The sequence below is a fragment of the Sphingomonas gei genome (genome assembly GCF_004792685.1).
GTDB lineage: Bacteria > Pseudomonadota > Alphaproteobacteria > Sphingomonadales > Sphingomonadaceae > Sphingomonas > Sphingomonas gei.
Map to the genome: position 1 here is coordinate 98,705 of NZ_SRXT01000008.1, position 16,620 is coordinate 115,324.

The window sequence follows — 16,620 nt, forward strand, 5'->3', positions numbered from 1 at the left end:
TCTGTGGACCGCGAACATCGCCTCAAGCGCCTGCGCTTCCGCGCCTGGCACCGCGGCGTCAAGGAAGCCGATCTGCTGGTCGGCGGCTTCTTCGACGCGCATGCCGAGGGCTGGGACAATGCTGAGATCGACTTGTTCGAAACGCTGATCGAGGAGCAGGATGTCGACATCATGGCCTGGGCGATGGGCACTGCCGACGTGCCCGAACGCTACGAAGGCACGATAATGCACGCGCTTAAGACGTTGAATTACGTACCGATTTCCAACTAACCGTCACCCCGGCGAAGGCCGGGGTCTCGGGCCACAGCCGTTCGCCCGCGGCACGAGATCCCGGCTTTCGCCAGGATGACGAGAGAACAGAATGCCCGACCTCAAAAAGATCCTCTCCGCCACCCGCCCGCTCACCCTTTCGGGCGCGCCGACCGGCTTCCTCCCCTGGATGCTCGCCGACCTCGCCCGCGCCGGAAACATGGCGGTGTTCGTTGCCTCCGACGAAGCGGCGATGCGCACGATCGCCTCGACCGCACATTATTTCGCGCCCGAGCTCGATATTCTCAGCTATCCAGCCTGGGATTGCCTGCCCTATGACCGCGCCAGCCCGACGCTGCGCGTCATGTCCGAGCGGCTCGCCACGCTCCACGCGCTTCAGATCAAATCCGAGAAGCCGCGTCTGCTCGTCACCACCGTAAACGCCGCGAGCCAGCGCACGCTCACGCCGTTCCGCATCCGCCAGCTCGTCGCCCGCCTCGCCCCCGGCGAGCGGATCGGCGTCGACAAGCTCGCGACCCTGCTCCAGGCCAACGGCTATATCCGCGTCGATACCGTCCACGATTCCGGCGAATTCGCGGTGCGCGGCGGCCTGGTCGATCTCTTCCCCAGCGGCGCCGCCCAGGCGCTCCGGCTCGATTTCTTCGGCGACGAGATCGAGAGCCTGCGCACCTTCGCTCCCGAGGACCAGCGCACCACCGGCCGTGTCGACGGCTTCGTCCTGCTCCCCGCCTCGGAGGCCCTGCTCGACGAAGATTCGATCAAGCGCTTCCGCGGCCGTTATCGCGAGACGTTCGGCGCCAACGCCACCGGCGATCCGCTCTATCAGGCGATCAGCGACGGTCGCCGCCTCGCCGGCATGGAGCATTGGCTGCCGATGTTCGAGGAGCGCCTCGACACCTTGTTCGAGCATCTCCCCGACGATGCAGTGATCGTCCGCGACTCGGCAACCGCCGGCGCCGCCGAACAGCGCTTCGAAGCGATCGCCGATTACCAACAGAACCGAGTCCGCGCCGAATCGACCGCCCCCGGCAGCTATCGCCCGCTTGCCGCCGACACGCTCTATCTATCGCCCGCCGAATGGGCTCGGGCACTCGACCACGGCCCGGTTCACATCGCCACGCCGTTCCACGAGCCCGAAAGCGCCACGGTGCTCGACTTCCAGGTCGACGGCCCGCGCGATTTCGCCCCCGAGCGCGCCGCCGGCACCAATGTCTATGAGGCGGTGGTAACGCACCTCGCCAAGACACGGAAAGACGGGCGAAAACCAATCCTCGCCAGCTATTCTATCGGCGCCCGCGAGCGCCTCTCGGGCCTGCTCGCCGACCATGGCCTCAAGGGCGCTCGCAACGCCAATGGCTGGCAGGAAGCGCTCGGCGCGGCGGACAAGGGCATCGCGCTCATCGTGCTGCCGCTCGATCATGGCTTTACTGCGCCCGATGTCGCGGTGCTCACCGAGCAGGACATGCTCGGCGACCGCCTCGTGCGCCGCAGCAAGCGCCGCAAGAACACCGACGCCTTCCTCCAGGAACTCGCCACGCTCTCGCCGGGCGACCTCGTCGTCCATATTGAGCACGGCATTGGCCGCTACGAGGGCCTGACTCAGATCCCGGTGCAGAAGGCACCGCACGATTGCGTCGCGCTTTCCTATGCCGGCGGCGACAAGCTCTACGTTCCGGTCGAGAATCTCGAAGTGCTCAGCCGCTACGGCTCGGGCGAGGAAGGCGCAACTCTCGACCGGCTCGGCGGCGAGGCGTGGCAGCGCCGCAAGTCGAAGATGAAGGAGCGCATCCGCGAGATCGCGGGCGACCTCATCGCCACCGCCGCCAAGCGCGCCACCCGCCCCGCCGAGATCGCCGAACCCGATCACGGCGGCTATCCCGCCTTCGTCGATCGCTTCCCCTATGAGGAGACCGAAGACCAGGAGCGCGCGATCAGCGACGTCCTGAGCGATCTCGCCGCCGGCCGGCCGATGGACCGGCTCATCGTCGGCGACGTCGGCTTCGGCAAGACCGAGGTCGCGCTCCGTGCCGCCTTCGTCGCGGCAATGGCCGGGATGCAGGTCGCCGTGGTCTGCCCCACCACCCTCCTGGCCCGCCAGCACTACCGCAATTTCGTCGAGCGCTTCCAGGGCTTCCCGATCGAGATCGGCCGCCTCTCGCGGCTCGTCCCCGCCGCCGAGGCGAAGGCAGTCAAGGAAGGCCTGACCGAGGGCAAGATCGACATCGTCATCGGCACCCATGCGATCCTGTCCAAGTCGATCGACATCAAGCGCCTCGGCCTCGTGATCGTCGACGAGGAGCAGCGCTTCGGCGTAACCCACAAGGAACGCCTCAAGGCGATGAAGGCGGACGTCCACGTCCTGACCCTCACCGCCACCCCGATCCCCCGTACCCTCCAGATGGCGATGTCCGGCCTGCGCGAGCTTTCGGTGATCCAGACCCCGCCGGTCGATCGCCTCGCGGTGCGTACCTATGTCATCCCGTGGGACCCGGTCGTGCTGCGCGAAGCGCTGCTGCGCGAGCATTATCGCGGCGGCCAGGCCTATTTCGTCACCCCGCGCATCTCCGATCTCCCCGATATCGAGGCGTTCCTGCGCAACGACGTCCCCGAGATCAGCTATGTGGTCGCCCACGGGCAGATGGCGCCGACCGAAGTCGAGGAGCGGATGTCGGCCTTTTACGATCGCCGCTATGATTTGCTGATCTCGACCACGATCATCGAGTCGGGCCTCGACATTCCCTCGGCCAACACGCTGATCGTCAACCGCGCCGACAAGTTCGGCCTCGCCCAGCTCTACCAGATCCGCGGTCGCGTCGGCCGCGCCAAGACGCGGGCTTATGCCTATCTGACCACGCCGCCCGAGCGCCAGATGACCGAGGCCGCCGACAAGCGCCTAAAGGTGCTCTCCGATCTCGAATCGCTGGGCGCCGGCTTCCAGCTCGCGGCGCACGATCTCGACATTCGCGGCGCGGGCAATCTGCTCGGCGACGAACAATCGGGGCACATCAAGGAAGTCGGCTACGAGCTCTACCAGTCGATGCTCGAAGAGGCGATCATGGACGCCAAGGCCGGCGGGCTGCGCGACGATATCCGTCCCAAGGACCTGTCGCCGCAGATCACCGTCGATGCGCCGATCATGATCCCCGAGGACTATGTGCCGGATCTCGATCTGCGGATGGGGCTCTATCGCCGCCTCAACGATGTCGAGGACACGCGCGGGATCGAGGAATTCGCTGCCGAGATGATCGACCGCTTCGGCAAGCTCCCCGAGCCGACCGACAATCTGCTCCGCCTGATCGAAGCCAAGCTCAACGCCAAGAAAGCCTGCATCGCCAAGATCGATGTTGGCCCCAAGGGCGCGCTCGTGACGTTCTTCGACAACAAATTCCCCAATGTGGAAGGGCTGATGGCCTATGTCGACAAGCTCGGCGGCACCGCCCGCCTGCGCCCGGACATGAAGCTGGTCATCAACCGAAGCTGGGCAGACCCCAAGGCCCGGCTCCACGGCGCGCTCCAGCTCTCGCGCGGGCTGGCCAAGGCGGCGGGATAAGCCGCTGACCACCGTTCGTGCTGAGCCTGTCGAAGCACTGCGCTCGGCGAGCGATTTGCTTGCGGCTTGCGCCCCTTCGACAAGCTCTGGGCGAACGGTAGGGTAGCCTTTAGATCGATCGCCCGATCACGACTTCGACCGCCTCTTCTTCCTCCAGCGCCTCGGCGTCGAACTTCTCGCGCGTCATATCGAAGGCCCCGGTCAGCCCCTCGACCACCCAGCTTCCCATCACCAGCGTGCCGTCGGCATCCACCGCGCCCGAATAGCGCACCGCGTGCGTCCAGCCGCCGCTGCCATCATATTGCTTGGTAAAGCGCAGGTTGGCGCCGTCGCGCTGGCCGGTCACGGTCGCCCGCCGGATCGTGCCGCCGGCTTCGTCAGGCTCGGTGATCGTGCCCGTCACCGAGCCCGTGATTTCCTCCAACAGCGCGATGAAGCCATTATCCTCATGCCCGGCATAGGCCGCATAATGGCCATACCAGACTCCGCTCACATCCTGTGGATCGCTCACCCCTGCACCAGATTGGCCAATGCGGGCACGTCGAGCGGCTCGGCACACAGATAGCCCTGGAAATACTGGCAGCCCTCCTTGGCGAGCAAGTCGAGCTGCGCGTCGGTCTCGACGCCCTCGGCGACCACCGCGAGCCCGAGCGACCGCGCCATGTCGATCACCCCGCGCACCACCACGCGGTCGCGATGCGCGCCGGTGATGTCGTGGCTCAGCCTCTTGTCGATCTTGAGATAGTCGAGCGGCAGTGCCTTGAGATAAGCCAGGCTCGAATAGCCCGTGCCGAAATCGTCGATCGCCACCCGGCAACCCGCTGCGCGCAGCTGCGAGAGCAATCGCGCCGCCTCGGTAAGGTCGGCCATGATCCCGCTCTCGGTGATCTCGACGGTCAGCCGCGCGCGCGGGAAGCCGCTGGCGTCGACTCGCCCGAGCAGGCTGTCGGCAAAGCCGGCGCGCCCCACATCGCTGGCGGTGACGTTGATCGACAGCCGCAGCCGCGCCAGCTTCGACGGCCATTGCGCCGCCGCGGTGAGCGCGCGCCGCTGGACATGATCGCTGAGCTGCGCCTCCAGCCCGGCGCGCTGCGCCGCGAGGAACAGCGTTTCGGCGCCGATCTCGCCCAATTGCGGATGCTGCCAGCGCGCGAGCGCCTCGACTCCGATGATCTGCCCCGAAGCGATCGCAACCTGCGGCTGGAAGCGCACCCCGATCTCGCTGCGCTCGAGTGCGCGGTGCAAGTCGTTGGCGAGTTCTTCGAGCGGCGGCGCGTTTGGCTCGACGGGGACGGCATCGCCGAGCAGCGCTTCGCTCGCCCGCCGCAACAGGCTCGCCGCCGAATCGCCGGCGACGCTGGCGCTGCTCGCCATCTTGGCGCCGAGATGCGCGATCTCGCCCCCAGCGACGAACGGCCGGCTGATCGCTTCCTCGAGCCGTGCCTCGGCCTCGGCGAGCTGCACCCCGGTTGCGCCAGGGCTTGCCACGAGAAACTCGGACCCGCCGATCCGCGCGACGACCGCCGCCTGCCCGAGCTGCGCCCGCGCCACTTCGGCCACCCGCCGCGACACGCCGCGCAACAGCGCATCGCCCGCTTCGCGTCCATAGGCCGTGTTGACCGTTTCGAAGCGGTTGAGTCCGATCAGGATCACGCCGATCGTCTGTCCCTCGCCAAGCTGACGGTCGATCCAGCGCCGCGCGCTGGTCGCATCGCGCGCGCCGGTCAGCGCATCGCGCACCGCCACGCTCGCATCGGGCGCGACACCGAGCGCCTCGACCAATGCGTGCAGCGACCCCGCCTCATGGTCGTATTGCAGATGCTGCACCACGCGGCCGACCCCGGGAAGGTCGTGCGCGAAGGCAGTCGAACCGTGGTCGCGGCCGAGCCGGCTGAGCGCGGTCCGGACCAGCGTCCGATCCTCTGGATCCAGCCGGCGCATCACCGAAAGCAGCCCCGGCGCCTCGCTCAGCCCGAGCAGATTGGCCAGCCCGGGTGTCAGCTGGAGCGACCGCATCTCGGCATCGAATCGCCAGCCCAAGGGCTCCGCCGCACCGCTGGTCTGCCCGCGCGAGCGGGCGAGCCGATCGACGTGCCGGTGCGCAAATCGAATCGCATGCGCCATCGCCGCCGACGACATCGGGCTGCCGAGGAAATGCGTTGCTCCGGCATCGTAGAAGTGTCGCATGTGCACCGTGTCGCTCTGCGAGACGAGGATCAGGATCGCGCCGCCATGCGCCTCGACCGCCGCGCCGAGCGCCTTGGTCGCGTCCAGCCCCTCGCTCATCGCGCCGCGTGCGTCGATCACCGCGACGCTGGCGCCGCTTGCCAGGAACCGCTGCTCGAGGCCATCGGGGCGGCGAGCCGCGACCACGCGCCAGCCTCCCCCGGCGGCCGCGGCCGCCACTTCGTCGCGCTGGCGGAAAGACAGCACGAACACCGGGATTTCGGCGGCGGCGGGGGCGTCGGCGATCTTGAAATTATCATCCATTCCCCCCTCGATAGCGAGAAGCGGCGTCCGCCGCCATCCGGAGGGTTGTTTGGCCGCGCACAAGGCCTTACCGCCATGACATGGCCAGCGTCCCCGTCTCGAGCGCCGACAAACTGGTGGACCGCCATGGCCGCGCGATCAGCTACCTGCGCATCTCGGTCACCGATCGCTGCGACCTGCGCTGCCGCTATTGCATGGCCGAGGCGATGACCTTCCTGCCCCGCGCGGAATTGCTCAGCCTCGAGGAGATCGCACTGATCGCCGAGCGCTTCGTCGCCCGCGGGGTGCGGAAGATCCGCCTGACCGGCGGCGAGCCTTTGGTCCGCCGCGACATGATCGACCTTGCCCGGCGGCTCGGCCGGCAGGTGGGCACCGGCCTCGACGAGCTCACCCTCACCACCAACGCCACCCGCCTCGCCGCGCACGCCAAGGATCTGTTCGCCGCCGGCATGCGCCGGATCAACGTCAGCCTCGACAGCCGAGACTCCGCGCTGTTCCGCCATATCACCCGCCACGGCGACGTCGCCAAGGTACTGGAGGGGATTGCCGCCGCCAAGGCCGCCGGGCTGCGGATCAAGATCAACATGGTCGCGCTCAAGGGGCTCAACGAACACGAGATCGCCCCGATGCTCGCCTGGGCCGGCGACGAGGGGCACGATCTCACTCTGATCGAGACGATGCCGCTCGGCCAGATCGACGAAGACCGCATGGATCGCTTCCTGCCGCTCCCCCGCGTCCTCGCCGAGCTGCGCGACCGGTTCGACCTCGTCCCCGACGATCACCAGTCCGGCGGCCCCGCGCGCTATTGGCGGCTGGCCGGCACCGGAACGCGGCTCGGCCTGATCTCGCCGCTCACCGGCAATTTCTGCGCGAGCTGCAACCGCGTCCGGCTGTCGACCGACGGCAAGCTCCACATGTGCCTCGGCCATGAGGATTCGGTCGATCTGCGCGCCGCCATCCGTACCGGCGGTCTCGCTGAAGTCGATACCCAGATCAGCCGCGCGCTCGACCTAAAGCCCGCCGCGCACGATTTCCGCATCGAAGCCGGCGCGGCCCCCGCGGTCGCGCGCCACATGAGCGTCACCGGCGGATGACTCTCCGCGCGCTCGTCGCCTCGCCGACGCCCCCGGCGCTCGCCGCGGCCGAGGAATTGCGCCGAGCCTATGACTGGGTTCCGCTCGAAGAAGCCGAGCAGATCATCGCGCTGGGGGGCGACGGGTTCATGCTCCAGACGCTCCACGCGATGCTCGAGCGCCGCCGGATCGTGCCGGTATTCGGGATGAACCTCGGCACGATCGGCTTCCTGATGAACGACTGGCGGCTCGAGCGGCTCGACGAGCGCCTGGCCCGCGCCAAGCCGTTCCGCGTCTCCCCGCTCAGCATGACCGCGACCACGATCAGCGGCGAGCAATGCATATTGCCCGCTATCAACGAAGTCTCCCTGCTCCGCGAGACGCGCCAGACCGCCAAGCTCGAAGTGACGATCAACGACCGCGTCGTGCTCGAGGAGCTCGTTGCCGACGGCATGCTGGTCGCCACCCCTGCCGGCTCGACTGCGTACAACCTCTCCGCCAACGGCCCGATCCTCCCACTCGGCTCCGCGCTGCTCGCGCTGACTCCGATCAGCCCGTTCCGCCCGCGGCGCTGGCGCGGGGCGATCCTCCCCGAAAAGACTCGCATCGGCATCCGTGTGCTCGAAGCCGACAAGCGCCCGGTCAGCGCGGTCGCCGATCAGCGCGAAGTCCGCGAAGTCGCGCAGGTCGAGGTCGCGATCGACCATATGCGCGACCTCACGCTGCTGTTCGATCCCGAGCACGCGCTCGACGACCGCATAACGATGGAACAATTCATCGCCTGAGGCCCCCCGCGTCGAAAAGACGCGCAGACCGCTATTGCCATCTCCGAAAACCCGCTGCTATAGGCGCGCCTCCGCAGCGGCTCCGGCCGCTCAGAAGACGGTTTTCCCCGGTAGCTCAGCGGTAGAGCGTTCGACTGTTAATCGAATGGTCGCCTGTTCGAATCAGGCCCGGGGAGCCACTTCTTTCCAATGCGCCAAGCAACCTACATCCTCAGCTTCGACACGCACGGCCAAGGCCTGGTCGAGATCACCCGCGACGTGGTGCGCTGGGTCGCCGAGCAGGCTTTCGACCAGGGCCTGCTCACCCTCTTCTGCCAGCACACCTCCGCCTCGCTGCTGATCCAGGAGAATGCCGCGCCGGAAGTCCGCACGGACCTGCAGGACTGGATCGCGCGCCTCGCGCCCGAAAGCGCCGATTATGCCCATGACGACGAAGGGTCCGACGACATGCCCGCACACCTCCGCGCCGCGCTCACCGGCATCCATCTCTCGATCCCGCTGATCGGCGGCACTCTCGCGCTGGGCACATGGCAGGGCATCTACCTGTTCGAACACCGACGCCGGCCACACCGGCGCGCGGTCGCATTGCACCTGATCGGCAAGTAGATCCCAGCCCCTCAACCCGGCGAAAGCCGGAATCTCCTGCGAAGGCGGGTTAGGGTCCGCACAATCGGATACAAAGTCTGCGCCGGGCGGCGGTCGCTTCTCTTCGTTTGCACGGTCTTCAGTCGAGGTCCGCTACCCCCTTGCAATGTAGGATTTCGTCTGGTGAGATCGATGCGATGCCGCGGGCGGCCGCTCTTTGACAATGCCGATCCCGACCGAACACGAGGCACGCCCGGCCCGGACCTTTGTGAATTTCGGCCTGGCCTGTCTCCGCTGGAACATGCGCGACAGTGTGACCCTGGTGTGACCTTTGCATTCGCATGATGCGCGCGACGAGGTGCGATTCAGGGCGAAACACGCCGACGATGCTCGGTGAAGGCGAAATGATCGCGAATGTGCCGGTTGAAATAGCTTCCCTTCGAAAAGGCTTCGAGCATCGCTTGCGCGACGGCGGCAGGCACTTCGTGATAACTATATACGCGCCCGCTGACGAAGGTGACGTCGAGACGCTGCTCGGCCTCGTCATAGTCCCACCGGCGGATCACGGTCGAAGGCATAGGACGATAACGCACCACGCGGCGCCGCGCTCCCGCTTGCGCCGCCTCCCCGCCCCTGCAATGCTCGCTCGATGCTCGATCTCGACGCCTTCATCACCGGCCTGCCCAAGGCGGAACTGCACCTCCACATCGAAGGCAGCCTCGAGCCGGAGCAGATGTTCGAATTCGCCCGCCGCAACCAGGTCGCGATCCCCTATGCCTCGGTCGAGGAAGTGCGCGCCGCCTATGATTTCTCGAACCTGCAGGATTTCCTCGACATCTATTATGCCGGTGCCGACGTCCTGCGCACCGAGGAGGATTTCCGCGACCTCGCGCTGGCCTATTTCGATCGCGCCGCCGCCGACGGCGTGCTCCATGCCGAAATCTTCTTCGATCCCCAGACCCACACGCACCGCGGAATTCCCTTCGGCGTCGTCGCCAACGGCCTGCTCGCCGGCATGGCAGCGGCCGAGGCGAAGCACGGGCTGACCTCGAAGCTGATCCTGTGCTTCCTGCGCCACCTCGACGAGGAGGACGCGTTCAAGACGCTGTCTCAGGCGCAACCGTGGATCGACCGCATCGACGCAGTCGGGCTCGATTCGTCGGAACTCGGCCATCCCCCCTCGAAGTTCGAGCGGGTATTCGCCGCCGCTGCCGCAATGGGCCTCAAGCGCGTCGCGCATGCCGGCGAGGAAGGTCCGCCGGAATATGTCTACGAGGCGCTCGAACTGCTCCACGTCGACCGGCTCGATCATGGCAATCGCAGCCTCGAGGACCCCGCGCTGATCGCCCGGCTCGCCCGCTCGGGGATGACGCTCACCGTCTGCCCGCTGTCGAACGTCAAATTGTGCAACGTCGCCTCGATCGACGTGCACCCGATCGATCGGATGCTGCGCCTCGGATTGCGCGCGACGGTCAACTCGGACGATCCGGCCTATTTCGGCGGCTATGTCGGCGACAATTTCCGGGCGATCGCGCAGGGGCGGACGCTCGACCGCGACGACCTGGTCACGCTGGCGCGCAACAGCTTTCTTGGCTCGTTCCTCCCCGACAACGCAGTGGCGACGCACCTCGCCAGGCTCGACGCCTATGTCGAGGCGCATACGTGAGCGAGATCGTCTTCACGCCCTATCCGCACGAAGAGATGGTCGCCGGCATCCAGGCGCTTGCCGCAGCGATGGAATCCGAGGGCTGGCGCCCTGCGCTGCTCGTCGGCGTCGGCCGCGGCGGGCTCGCCCCCGGCGTGTACCTGTCGCATCGGATGAACCTGCCGCTCGTCTCGATCGACCATTCGACTCGCATCGCCCCGTTCGGCACCGAACTGATCGCCGTGCTCGCCGAACGGACACGCGCGGGCGAGCAATTGCTGTTCGTCGAGGATATCAACGACAGCGGCAAGACGATCGGCGAAATCCGCGCCGCACTCGCGGCCCAAGGCGCAATCGACTCGAACATCCGCTTCGCCGTGCTGATCGACAACAGCCTCTCGGCGCAGCGCGTGGACTATCAGGCGCGCACGATCGACCGCAGCCTGGACAAGGACTGGTTCATCTTCCCCTGGGAAGCGATGGCACCCCGCGAGAGGATCGCCGAGGAAGCGATGGAAGTGCCGGAACGGATCGCCTGATGCGTTCAGCCTCCGTCAATCGTCCAAGGCGCACGATTCATCGCGCAATCGTGCGGGAGCCTTTAACACCCCGCGCGCGTTCGAACTGACGATCGGCACCCCCGCCCCTCGCCATAACTACCGGAGGAACCATGCTAAAAAGCATAACCAAGCGCCCACGCGCTCTGGCGTTGGCCGCAGCCCTGGTGGGCAGCACCGCGCTCGCGGGCTGCATGACCGCAACCCCCTATCAGCCCGCCACATCTTCATCGCGCGCGGGCTATTGGGACGAGCAGATCGAGAGCAACCGCTATCGCGTCAGCTTCTCGGGCAACAGCCTCACTGCGCGCGACACCGTCGAGCGCTATCTGCTCTATCGCGCGGCGGAGCTCACCGTGCAGCACGGCGACGACCATTTCATCCTGGTCGACCGCAACACCGAGACGCGCACCGATACCTATCGCACGCCGGGTTACGGCGGCGGCTATTACGGGGGCGGCCCGTGGGGCTATTGGAGCCCGTCATGGCGCTTCTATCGCGGCCCGCGCTGGGGCTGGCGCAGCTGGAGCCCGTTCATGGACGATCCGTTCTGGAACGACCGCGACTGGGATTATCGCACCGTTCGCCAATATGAGGCGACCGCCGAGATCGTCACCGGCCGCGGCCCCAAGCCGACCACCAACGTCCGCGCGTTCGATGCCCGCGAAGTGCTCAGCCGGCTCGGGCCCTCGATCAAGATGCCCGAACAGCGTTGATCTGAAATCCTCCCCGAGCGCGTCTCGGGGAGGATTCTACCTGCTCAGGCCGTCAGCGCGCCGTGGCAGTGCTTGTACTTGCGCCCAGATCCGCACGGGCACGGCGCATTGCGGCTGACCAGCCCTTCCCACTCGGCGGGATCGGTACCGAGATTTTCGCCCGAAGGCTGCGGGATCCCCATCTGCGGCAGCTGGTTGAACACCATCCCCACCGCGCCGCCGTCATAGTCGCCGCTATCGTCGATGCCGGTCAGCGGATCGATGTGCGTCGTCAGGAAATCGGGCAGCTCGGGCAGTTCCGGCGCCTGGGCCATGCGGAACTGCGCAAAGGCCAGCGTCCGCGTCACGTCCTCGCGGATGGTCGATAGCATCCGCTCGAACATCGCGAACGCCTCGTGCTTATACTCGTTGATCGGCGTCTTCTGGGCGTAGGCGCGCAGGTGGACGACCTGGCGCAGCGCGTCGAGCATCGCGAGATGCTCCTTCCAGTGATGGTCGAGATTCTGGAGCAGGATCGACTTTTCGATCTGCGTCCAGGTCTCCGGGTCGAGCTCGTCCGACTTGGCGGTGACATGCGCATCGGCCAGCTCGCGGACGCGCTCCTCGACTTGCTCGGGCTCGATTCCGTCAGCGGTGGCGATCCATTCGTCGATCGGCGCATCGACGCCCAAGGTCGCGGCGATCTTCTCCTTGAGCCCCGCCACATCCCATTGCTCGGGATAGCTATTGGGCGGGCAAGCTTCGCCGACGATCGAATTGACCGTCTCGAGCCGCATGTCGACGACGACCTCGCCCACCGTATCGGCGTCCATGATGTCGGCGCGCTGCTCGTAGATGACCTTGCGCTGATCGTTCATCACGTCGTCATATTCGACGACCTGCTTGCGGATGTCGTAATTGCGCGCCTCGACCTTGCGCTGCGCGGTCTCGATCGCCTTCGACAGCCATTTGCTGCCGATCGCCTCGCCGTCCTCGATATTGTTGCGCATCATTTTGGCGAACAAAGTGTTCGAGCCGAAGATGCGGAGCAGATCGTCGTCGAGGCTGAGGTAGAAGCGGCTGAGGCCCGGATCGCCCTGGCGGCCCGAACGCCCGCGCAGCTGATTGTCGATGCGACGGCTCTCGTGGCGCTCGGTGCCGAGCACGAACAGCCCGCCGGCTTCGCGCACCCGGTCCTTCTCGGCCTGGATCTCGGCCTTGATCTGCTCGATCGCCGCGTCGCGCGCCGGGCCTTCCTCCAGGCCTTCCAGCTCGTCATGGATGCGGAATTCGAGATTGCCGCCCAGCTGGATGTCGGTGCCGCGGCCCGCCATGTTGGTCGCGATCGTCACCGCGCCGATCCGGCCCGCCTGCGCGACGATGCCCGCTTCGAGCTCGTGATGGCGCGCGTTGAGCACCGAATGCTCGACGCCTTCCTTCTTGAGAAACTCGGAAAGCAATTCGCTCTTCTCGATCGAAACGGTGCCGACCAGCACCGGCTGCCCCTTGGCCGAATGCTCGCGGATCTTTTTGGCGATCGCGCCGAACTTCTCTTCGGTGGTCTTGTAGAATTCGTCTTCCTCATCAACGCGGGCGACCGGAAGATTGGTCGGGATCGTGACGACGTTCATCTTGTAGATGTCGAAGAATTCCGGGGCCTCGGTCGCTGCGGTGCCGGTCATGCCCGAGAGCTTGGGATACATGCGGAAATAGTTCTGGAAGGTGATGCTCGCGAGCGTCTGGTTCTCCGGCTCGATCTGCACGCCCTCCTTGGCCTCGACTGCCTGGTGCAGCCCATCCGACCAGCGCCGCCCGTCCATCATCCGACCGGTGAACTCGTCGATGATGATGACCTTGTCTTCCTTGACGATGTAATCGATGTCGCGCTTGAACATCACGTTGGCGCGCAGCGCCTGGTTGAGGTGGTGGACTACCTGGGTGTTTTCGAAATCGTAGAGATTGGCGCCGATCAGCAGCCCGGCATCTTCGAGCATCCGCTCGACCTTCTCGGTGCCCTCCTCAGTGAGCACCACGGTGCGCTGCTTCTCGTCCTTCTCGTAATCGAACGGGACGAGCTGCTTCACGATCGCGTCGACGCTCATATAGAGCTCGCTGCGGTCGTCGGTCGGGCCCGAAATGATCAGCGGCGTGCGCGCCTCGTCGATCAGCACCGAATCGACTTCGTCGACGATCGCCATCGCGAACGGCCGCTGGACCATCGACGCGCGATCGTACTTCATGTTGTCGCGCAGATAATCGAAGCCGAACTCGTTGTTCGTGCCGTAGGTGATGTCCGAATTATACGCGTCGCGGCGTTCCTGGTCGGTCAGATTGGGGACGATCACGCCGGTGGTCAGGCCCAGGAAGCCATAGACCTGCGCCATCCATTCAGCGTCGCGCTTGGCGAGATAGTCGTTGACGGTGATGACATGGACGCCCTCGCCCGGCAGCGCGTTGAGATAGGTCGCCAGCGTCGCGACCAGCGTCTTGCCCTCGCCGGTGCGCATCTCGGCGATCTCGCCGCGATGGAGCACGATGCCGCCGATCATCTGGACGTCGTAATGCCGCTGGCCCAGCGTCCGCTTGGCCGCCTCGCGCACCGTGGCAAACGCCTCGGGCAGGATGTTGTCGAGCTTCTCGCCGTTCGCCAGCCGCTCGCGGAACAGGATCGTCTGATGGGCCAGCGCCGCGTCGTCCATCGCCGAGATGGCCGGTTCGAACGCATTGATCTTCTGGACGATCGCTCCGAGCGACTTGACGTAGCGTTCGTTCGAGGAGCCGAAAAAGGTCTTGGCAAGGCCGCCGAGCATGGTGATTTCCAGTGTCTGTAAGGTGGTCGGGCGGACGCCGCGCGCATGGCCGCACCCGCATCAAACGAAAAGGAGCGAAGAGCGGTCCGTCAGCGGACCGCGCGCAGGCTTATTCGAGCCGACGCTCGAAGCGCTGTTCGGCGCTCGGAAGCAAAACGGATTCCGCAACCGCCCAGCGCTGGCCGGGCGTGGCGATCTCATTCGCGACGGGGTGCGACGGCCGCGCCGAGCCTGCGCGCTGGCTCACTGCCTGAACCACTTCGGTCGCGCGGACCACTGCCACGTCCTGAACCCCGCGTACGCCGCGATCGCCCGAACCGATACCGGTCAGGCTCGCGAGCAACGCAGTCAGGAGAAGCAGCAGGTTCAATTCGGCTCTCTCGGGGCAGAAGGCTGCGACATAGTGCGCCGACTGCCGTTCGTCTAATCAAAAGCGGGTAAACGCGCGAAGATCAGTGTTCGATCGCCCAACGGACCGGCAGAATGACATCGCTTTCGACTGGCTTGCGGTTGGAGATCTGCGGACGGAACCGTACATCCGCCACCCATTCGAGCGATGCTGCGTCGAGGGCCGGAACGCCCGAACTTAACGCGACCGTACATGCGTCGAGACTGCCGGTGACGCGGAGCCTGCAGCGCAGGACGGCTTCCCCCTCCTGGCCGGCAAGCAGTGAGGCTGCTGGAAAAAAGCGTGATACTGGCGGCTTGTGCAGCAGCTTCGGCCATAGGGTGCCCCGCTTCGGTGCGGCTGCGATCTGCTCGGCAATCTCCGCCGCCACCATGGATGGCGCTGGCGTGCCCGATTCAGTGGCGGGCGACGGTTCGCGGGTAGCCGGACTGGTCACTTGCTGACTGAATAGCAGCATCGCCAAAATCATTGATCTTTCCCCCCGCTTACCCGAAGCAGCCGCACCCTATCAGCAGGCTGATCCATGTCCACCGACCGCTCCCCGCTCGCCCTCCCTTTCCCCGACCTCCCCGCGATCCCCGGCGTCGCCCTGCGCGTCGCCCGCGCGCGCTACAAGAACTGGGACCGCTGCGACCTGACCTTCGTCACGCTCGATGCGGACACCGCCGTCGCCGGCGTGCTGACCAACAGCAAATGCCCGTCGCCCGAAGTCGAATGGTGCCGCAAGGCGCTGGTGCTCGGCAAAGCGCGCGCATTGGTGGTCAATGCCGGCAATTCCAACGCCTTCACCGGCAATCGCGGCCGCGCCGCAGTCGAGGCGATCGCGGCACGCACCGCCGCGCATCTCGGCTGCGACCCTTCGGACGTCTTCGTCGCTTCGACCGGCGTGATCGGCGTGCCGCTGCCGATCGACAAGGCCGAAGCCGGGCTCGACGCCGCCTTCACCGCCGCGCCGTGCGGCTGGGAAGACGCCGCCGCGACGATCATGACCACCGACACCTTCGCCAAGGCCGCGGTGACGAGCGCAGTGGTCGACGGGCGCACTGTCAACCTCGTCGGGATCATCAAGGGCTCGGGGATGATCGCGCCCGACATGGCGACGATGCTCGGCTTCGTCTTTACCGACGCCGCGGTCGCGCCCGAATTCCTCCAGGCCGCGCTGAACGATGCCAACCGCAAGACCTTCTCGTGCATCACCGTCGACGGCGACACGTCGACCAGCGACACGATCCTCGCTTTCGCCACCGGCCAGGCGGGCAACGCCCCGCTGGCGAGCGAGGACGACCCAGGCGCCGACGCCTTCCGCGCCGCGCTCGCCGATCTCTGCCACCAGCTCGCGTTGCTCGTCGTCCGCGACGGCGAAGGCGCGCAGAAGCTGATCGAAATCACCGTCGAGGGCGCCGAGAGCGATCGCAGCGCCCACCGCATCGCGATGTCGATCGCCAATTCGCCGCTGGTCAAGACCGCCATCGCTGGCGAGGACGCCAATTGGGGCCGAATCGTCATGGCGGTCGGCAAGGCCGGCGAACCCGCCGAGCGCGACAAGCTCGCGATCCGCTTCGGCACAACTCAGGTGGCGCGCGACGGCCTCGCGGTCGAAGGCTATGACGAGGCCCCTGTGGCCGCGCATCTCAAGGGCCGAGAAATCGAGATCGGGGTCGATCTCGGCCTGGGCGAGGGCCGCGCCACCGTCTGGACCTGCGACCTCACCCACGGCTATATCTCGATCAACGCCGATTACCGGAGCTGAG

15 protein-coding genes and 1 tRNA gene are annotated in these 16,620 nt (G+C 66.4%); 10 read left to right on the forward strand and 6 right to left on the reverse strand.

Annotation, left to right across the window (positions count from 1 at the left end; genetic code table 11):
- Positions 1 to 3: 3 nt before the first annotated feature.
- Together E5A73_RS19185 and mfd are read left to right on the forward strand one after the other, a co-directional pair.
- Complete coding sequence (locus E5A73_RS19185) at positions 4 to 270, forward strand: FAD assembly factor SdhE (RefSeq protein WP_135965461.1); 267 nt, start codon at positions 4 to 6, stop codon at positions 268 to 270.
- A 91-nt stretch (positions 271 to 361) separates the two neighbouring features.
- Positions 362 to 3,820, forward strand: coding sequence for a transcription-repair coupling factor (gene mfd, locus E5A73_RS19190; protein WP_135965462.1), 3,459 nt, complete (start codon positions 362 to 364; stop codon positions 3,818 to 3,820).
- A 109-nt stretch (positions 3,821 to 3,929) separates the two neighbouring features.
- On the opposite strand, the gene E5A73_RS19195 is transcribed toward mfd, so the two are convergent.
- Both E5A73_RS19195 and E5A73_RS19200 read right to left on the reverse strand, forming a co-directional pair.
- Positions 3,930 to 4,331 carry a hypothetical protein gene (locus tag E5A73_RS19195; protein ID WP_135965463.1) on the reverse strand — a complete coding sequence of 134 codons (402 nt, stop codon included), beginning with the start codon at positions 4,329 to 4,331 and terminating at the stop codon, positions 3,930 to 3,932.
- Positions 4,328 to 6,310, reverse strand: coding sequence for a putative bifunctional diguanylate cyclase/phosphodiesterase (locus tag E5A73_RS19200; protein WP_135965464.1), 1,983 nt, complete (start codon positions 6,308 to 6,310; stop codon positions 4,328 to 4,330). The genes E5A73_RS19195 and E5A73_RS19200 overlap by 4 nt, the downstream gene beginning before the upstream one ends.
- 80 nt (positions 6,311 to 6,390) lie before the next feature.
- Between E5A73_RS19200 and moaA the strand changes: the two genes are divergently transcribed.
- From moaA to E5A73_RS19220, 4 genes are all read left to right on the forward strand, one after another.
- Entirely contained in the window at positions 6,391 to 7,404 is a 1,014-nt protein-coding gene (gene moaA / locus E5A73_RS19205) for a GTP 3',8-cyclase MoaA (protein ID WP_135965465.1), read from the forward strand.
- Entirely contained in the window at positions 7,401 to 8,168 is a 768-nt protein-coding gene (locus E5A73_RS19210) for an NAD kinase (RefSeq protein WP_135965466.1), read from the forward strand. The genes moaA and E5A73_RS19210 overlap by 4 nt, the downstream gene beginning before the upstream one ends.
- Positions 8,169 to 8,272: 104 nt before the next feature.
- Positions 8,273 to 8,347: transfer RNA gene (locus tag E5A73_RS19215), tRNA-Asn, on the forward strand.
- 10 nt (positions 8,348 to 8,357) lie between these two features.
- Positions 8,358 to 8,774 (forward strand): secondary thiamine-phosphate synthase enzyme YjbQ, encoded by a 417-nt coding sequence (locus E5A73_RS19220; RefSeq protein WP_135965467.1) that lies wholly within the window; start codon positions 8,358 to 8,360, stop codon positions 8,772 to 8,774.
- 344 nt (positions 8,775 to 9,118) lie between these two features.
- Here E5A73_RS19220 and E5A73_RS19225 read toward each other — a convergent pair whose 3' ends face one another.
- Positions 9,119 to 9,346, reverse strand: coding sequence for a KTSC domain-containing protein (locus E5A73_RS19225; protein WP_240700279.1), 228 nt, complete (start codon positions 9,344 to 9,346; stop codon positions 9,119 to 9,121).
- Between the two features lie 56 nt (positions 9,347 to 9,402).
- On the opposite strand from E5A73_RS19225, the gene E5A73_RS19230 reads away from it, so the two are divergent.
- The 3 genes from E5A73_RS19230 (at position 9,403) to E5A73_RS19240 (ending at position 11,671) form a co-directional block, all read left to right on the forward strand.
- The gene (locus E5A73_RS19230) at positions 9,403 to 10,419 is read left to right on the forward strand and encodes an adenosine deaminase (protein WP_135965468.1); all 1,017 of its coding nucleotides are present in this window, start codon (positions 9,403 to 9,405) and stop codon (positions 10,417 to 10,419) included.
- Positions 10,416 to 10,937: a phosphoribosyltransferase gene (locus E5A73_RS19235; RefSeq protein ID WP_206366547.1), complete on the forward strand. Its 522-nt coding sequence runs from the start codon at positions 10,416 to 10,418 to the stop codon at positions 10,935 to 10,937. Before E5A73_RS19230 ends, E5A73_RS19235 begins: the two co-directional genes overlap by 4 nt.
- A 131-nt stretch (positions 10,938 to 11,068) precedes the next feature.
- Complete coding sequence (locus tag E5A73_RS19240) at positions 11,069 to 11,671, forward strand: CC0125/CC1285 family lipoprotein (RefSeq protein ID WP_135965469.1); 603 nt, start codon at positions 11,069 to 11,071, stop codon at positions 11,669 to 11,671.
- 44 nt (positions 11,672 to 11,715) lie between these two features.
- Here E5A73_RS19240 and secA read toward each other — a convergent pair whose 3' ends face one another.
- From secA to E5A73_RS19255, 3 genes are all read right to left on the reverse strand, one after another.
- Complete coding sequence (gene secA, locus E5A73_RS19245) at positions 11,716 to 14,460, reverse strand: preprotein translocase subunit SecA (RefSeq protein WP_135965470.1); 2,745 nt, start codon at positions 14,458 to 14,460, stop codon at positions 11,716 to 11,718.
- A gap of 109 nt (positions 14,461 to 14,569) precedes the next feature.
- Complete coding sequence (locus E5A73_RS19250; RefSeq protein WP_135965471.1) at positions 14,570 to 14,830, reverse strand: hypothetical protein; 261 nt, start codon at positions 14,828 to 14,830, stop codon at positions 14,570 to 14,572.
- Between the two features lie 82 nt (positions 14,831 to 14,912).
- Entirely contained in the window at positions 14,913 to 15,338 is a 426-nt protein-coding gene (locus E5A73_RS19255) for an energy transducer TonB (protein WP_135965472.1), read from the reverse strand.
- 54 nt (positions 15,339 to 15,392) lie between these two features.
- Between E5A73_RS19255 and argJ the strand changes: the two genes are divergently transcribed.
- On the forward strand, positions 15,393 to 16,619 hold the full coding sequence (argJ, locus tag E5A73_RS19260) for a bifunctional glutamate N-acetyltransferase/amino-acid acetyltransferase ArgJ (RefSeq protein ID WP_135965473.1): 1,227 nt from the start codon (positions 15,393 to 15,395) through the stop codon (positions 16,617 to 16,619).
- Position 16,620: the final 1 nt, after the last annotated feature.

What these genes read in the sequence shown, in the direction of transcription:
- E5A73_RS19210 (WP_135965466.1), top strand. Translation starts at nt 7,401, where the DNA reads ATGACTCTCCGCGCGCTCGTCGCCTCGCCGACGCCCCCGGCGCTCGCC.
- mfd (WP_135965462.1), top strand. Translation starts at nt 362, where the DNA reads ATGCCCGACCTCAAAAAGATCCTCTCCGCCACCCGCCCGCTCACCCTT.
- E5A73_RS19240 (WP_135965469.1), top strand. Translation starts at nt 11,069, where the DNA reads ATGCTAAAAAGCATAACCAAGCGCCCACGCGCTCTGGCGTTGGCCGCA.
- secA (WP_135965470.1), bottom strand. Translation starts at nt 14,460, where the DNA reads ATGCTCGGCGGCCTTGCCAAGACCTTTTTCGGCTCCTCGAACGAACGC.
- E5A73_RS19200 (WP_135965464.1), bottom strand. Translation starts at nt 6,310, where the DNA reads ATGGATGATAATTTCAAGATCGCCGACGCCCCCGCCGCCGCCGAAATC.
- argJ (WP_135965473.1), top strand. Translation starts at nt 15,393, where the DNA reads ATGTCCACCGACCGCTCCCCGCTCGCCCTCCCTTTCCCCGACCTCCCC.
- moaA (WP_135965465.1), top strand. Translation starts at nt 6,391, where the DNA reads ATGGCCAGCGTCCCCGTCTCGAGCGCCGACAAACTGGTGGACCGCCAT.
- E5A73_RS19230 (WP_135965468.1), top strand. Translation starts at nt 9,403, where the DNA reads ATGCTCGATCTCGACGCCTTCATCACCGGCCTGCCCAAGGCGGAACTG.
- E5A73_RS19220 (WP_135965467.1), top strand. Translation starts at nt 8,358, where the DNA reads ATGCGCCAAGCAACCTACATCCTCAGCTTCGACACGCACGGCCAAGGC.
- E5A73_RS19255 (WP_135965472.1), bottom strand. Translation starts at nt 15,338, where the DNA reads ATGATTTTGGCGATGCTGCTATTCAGTCAGCAAGTGACCAGTCCGGCT.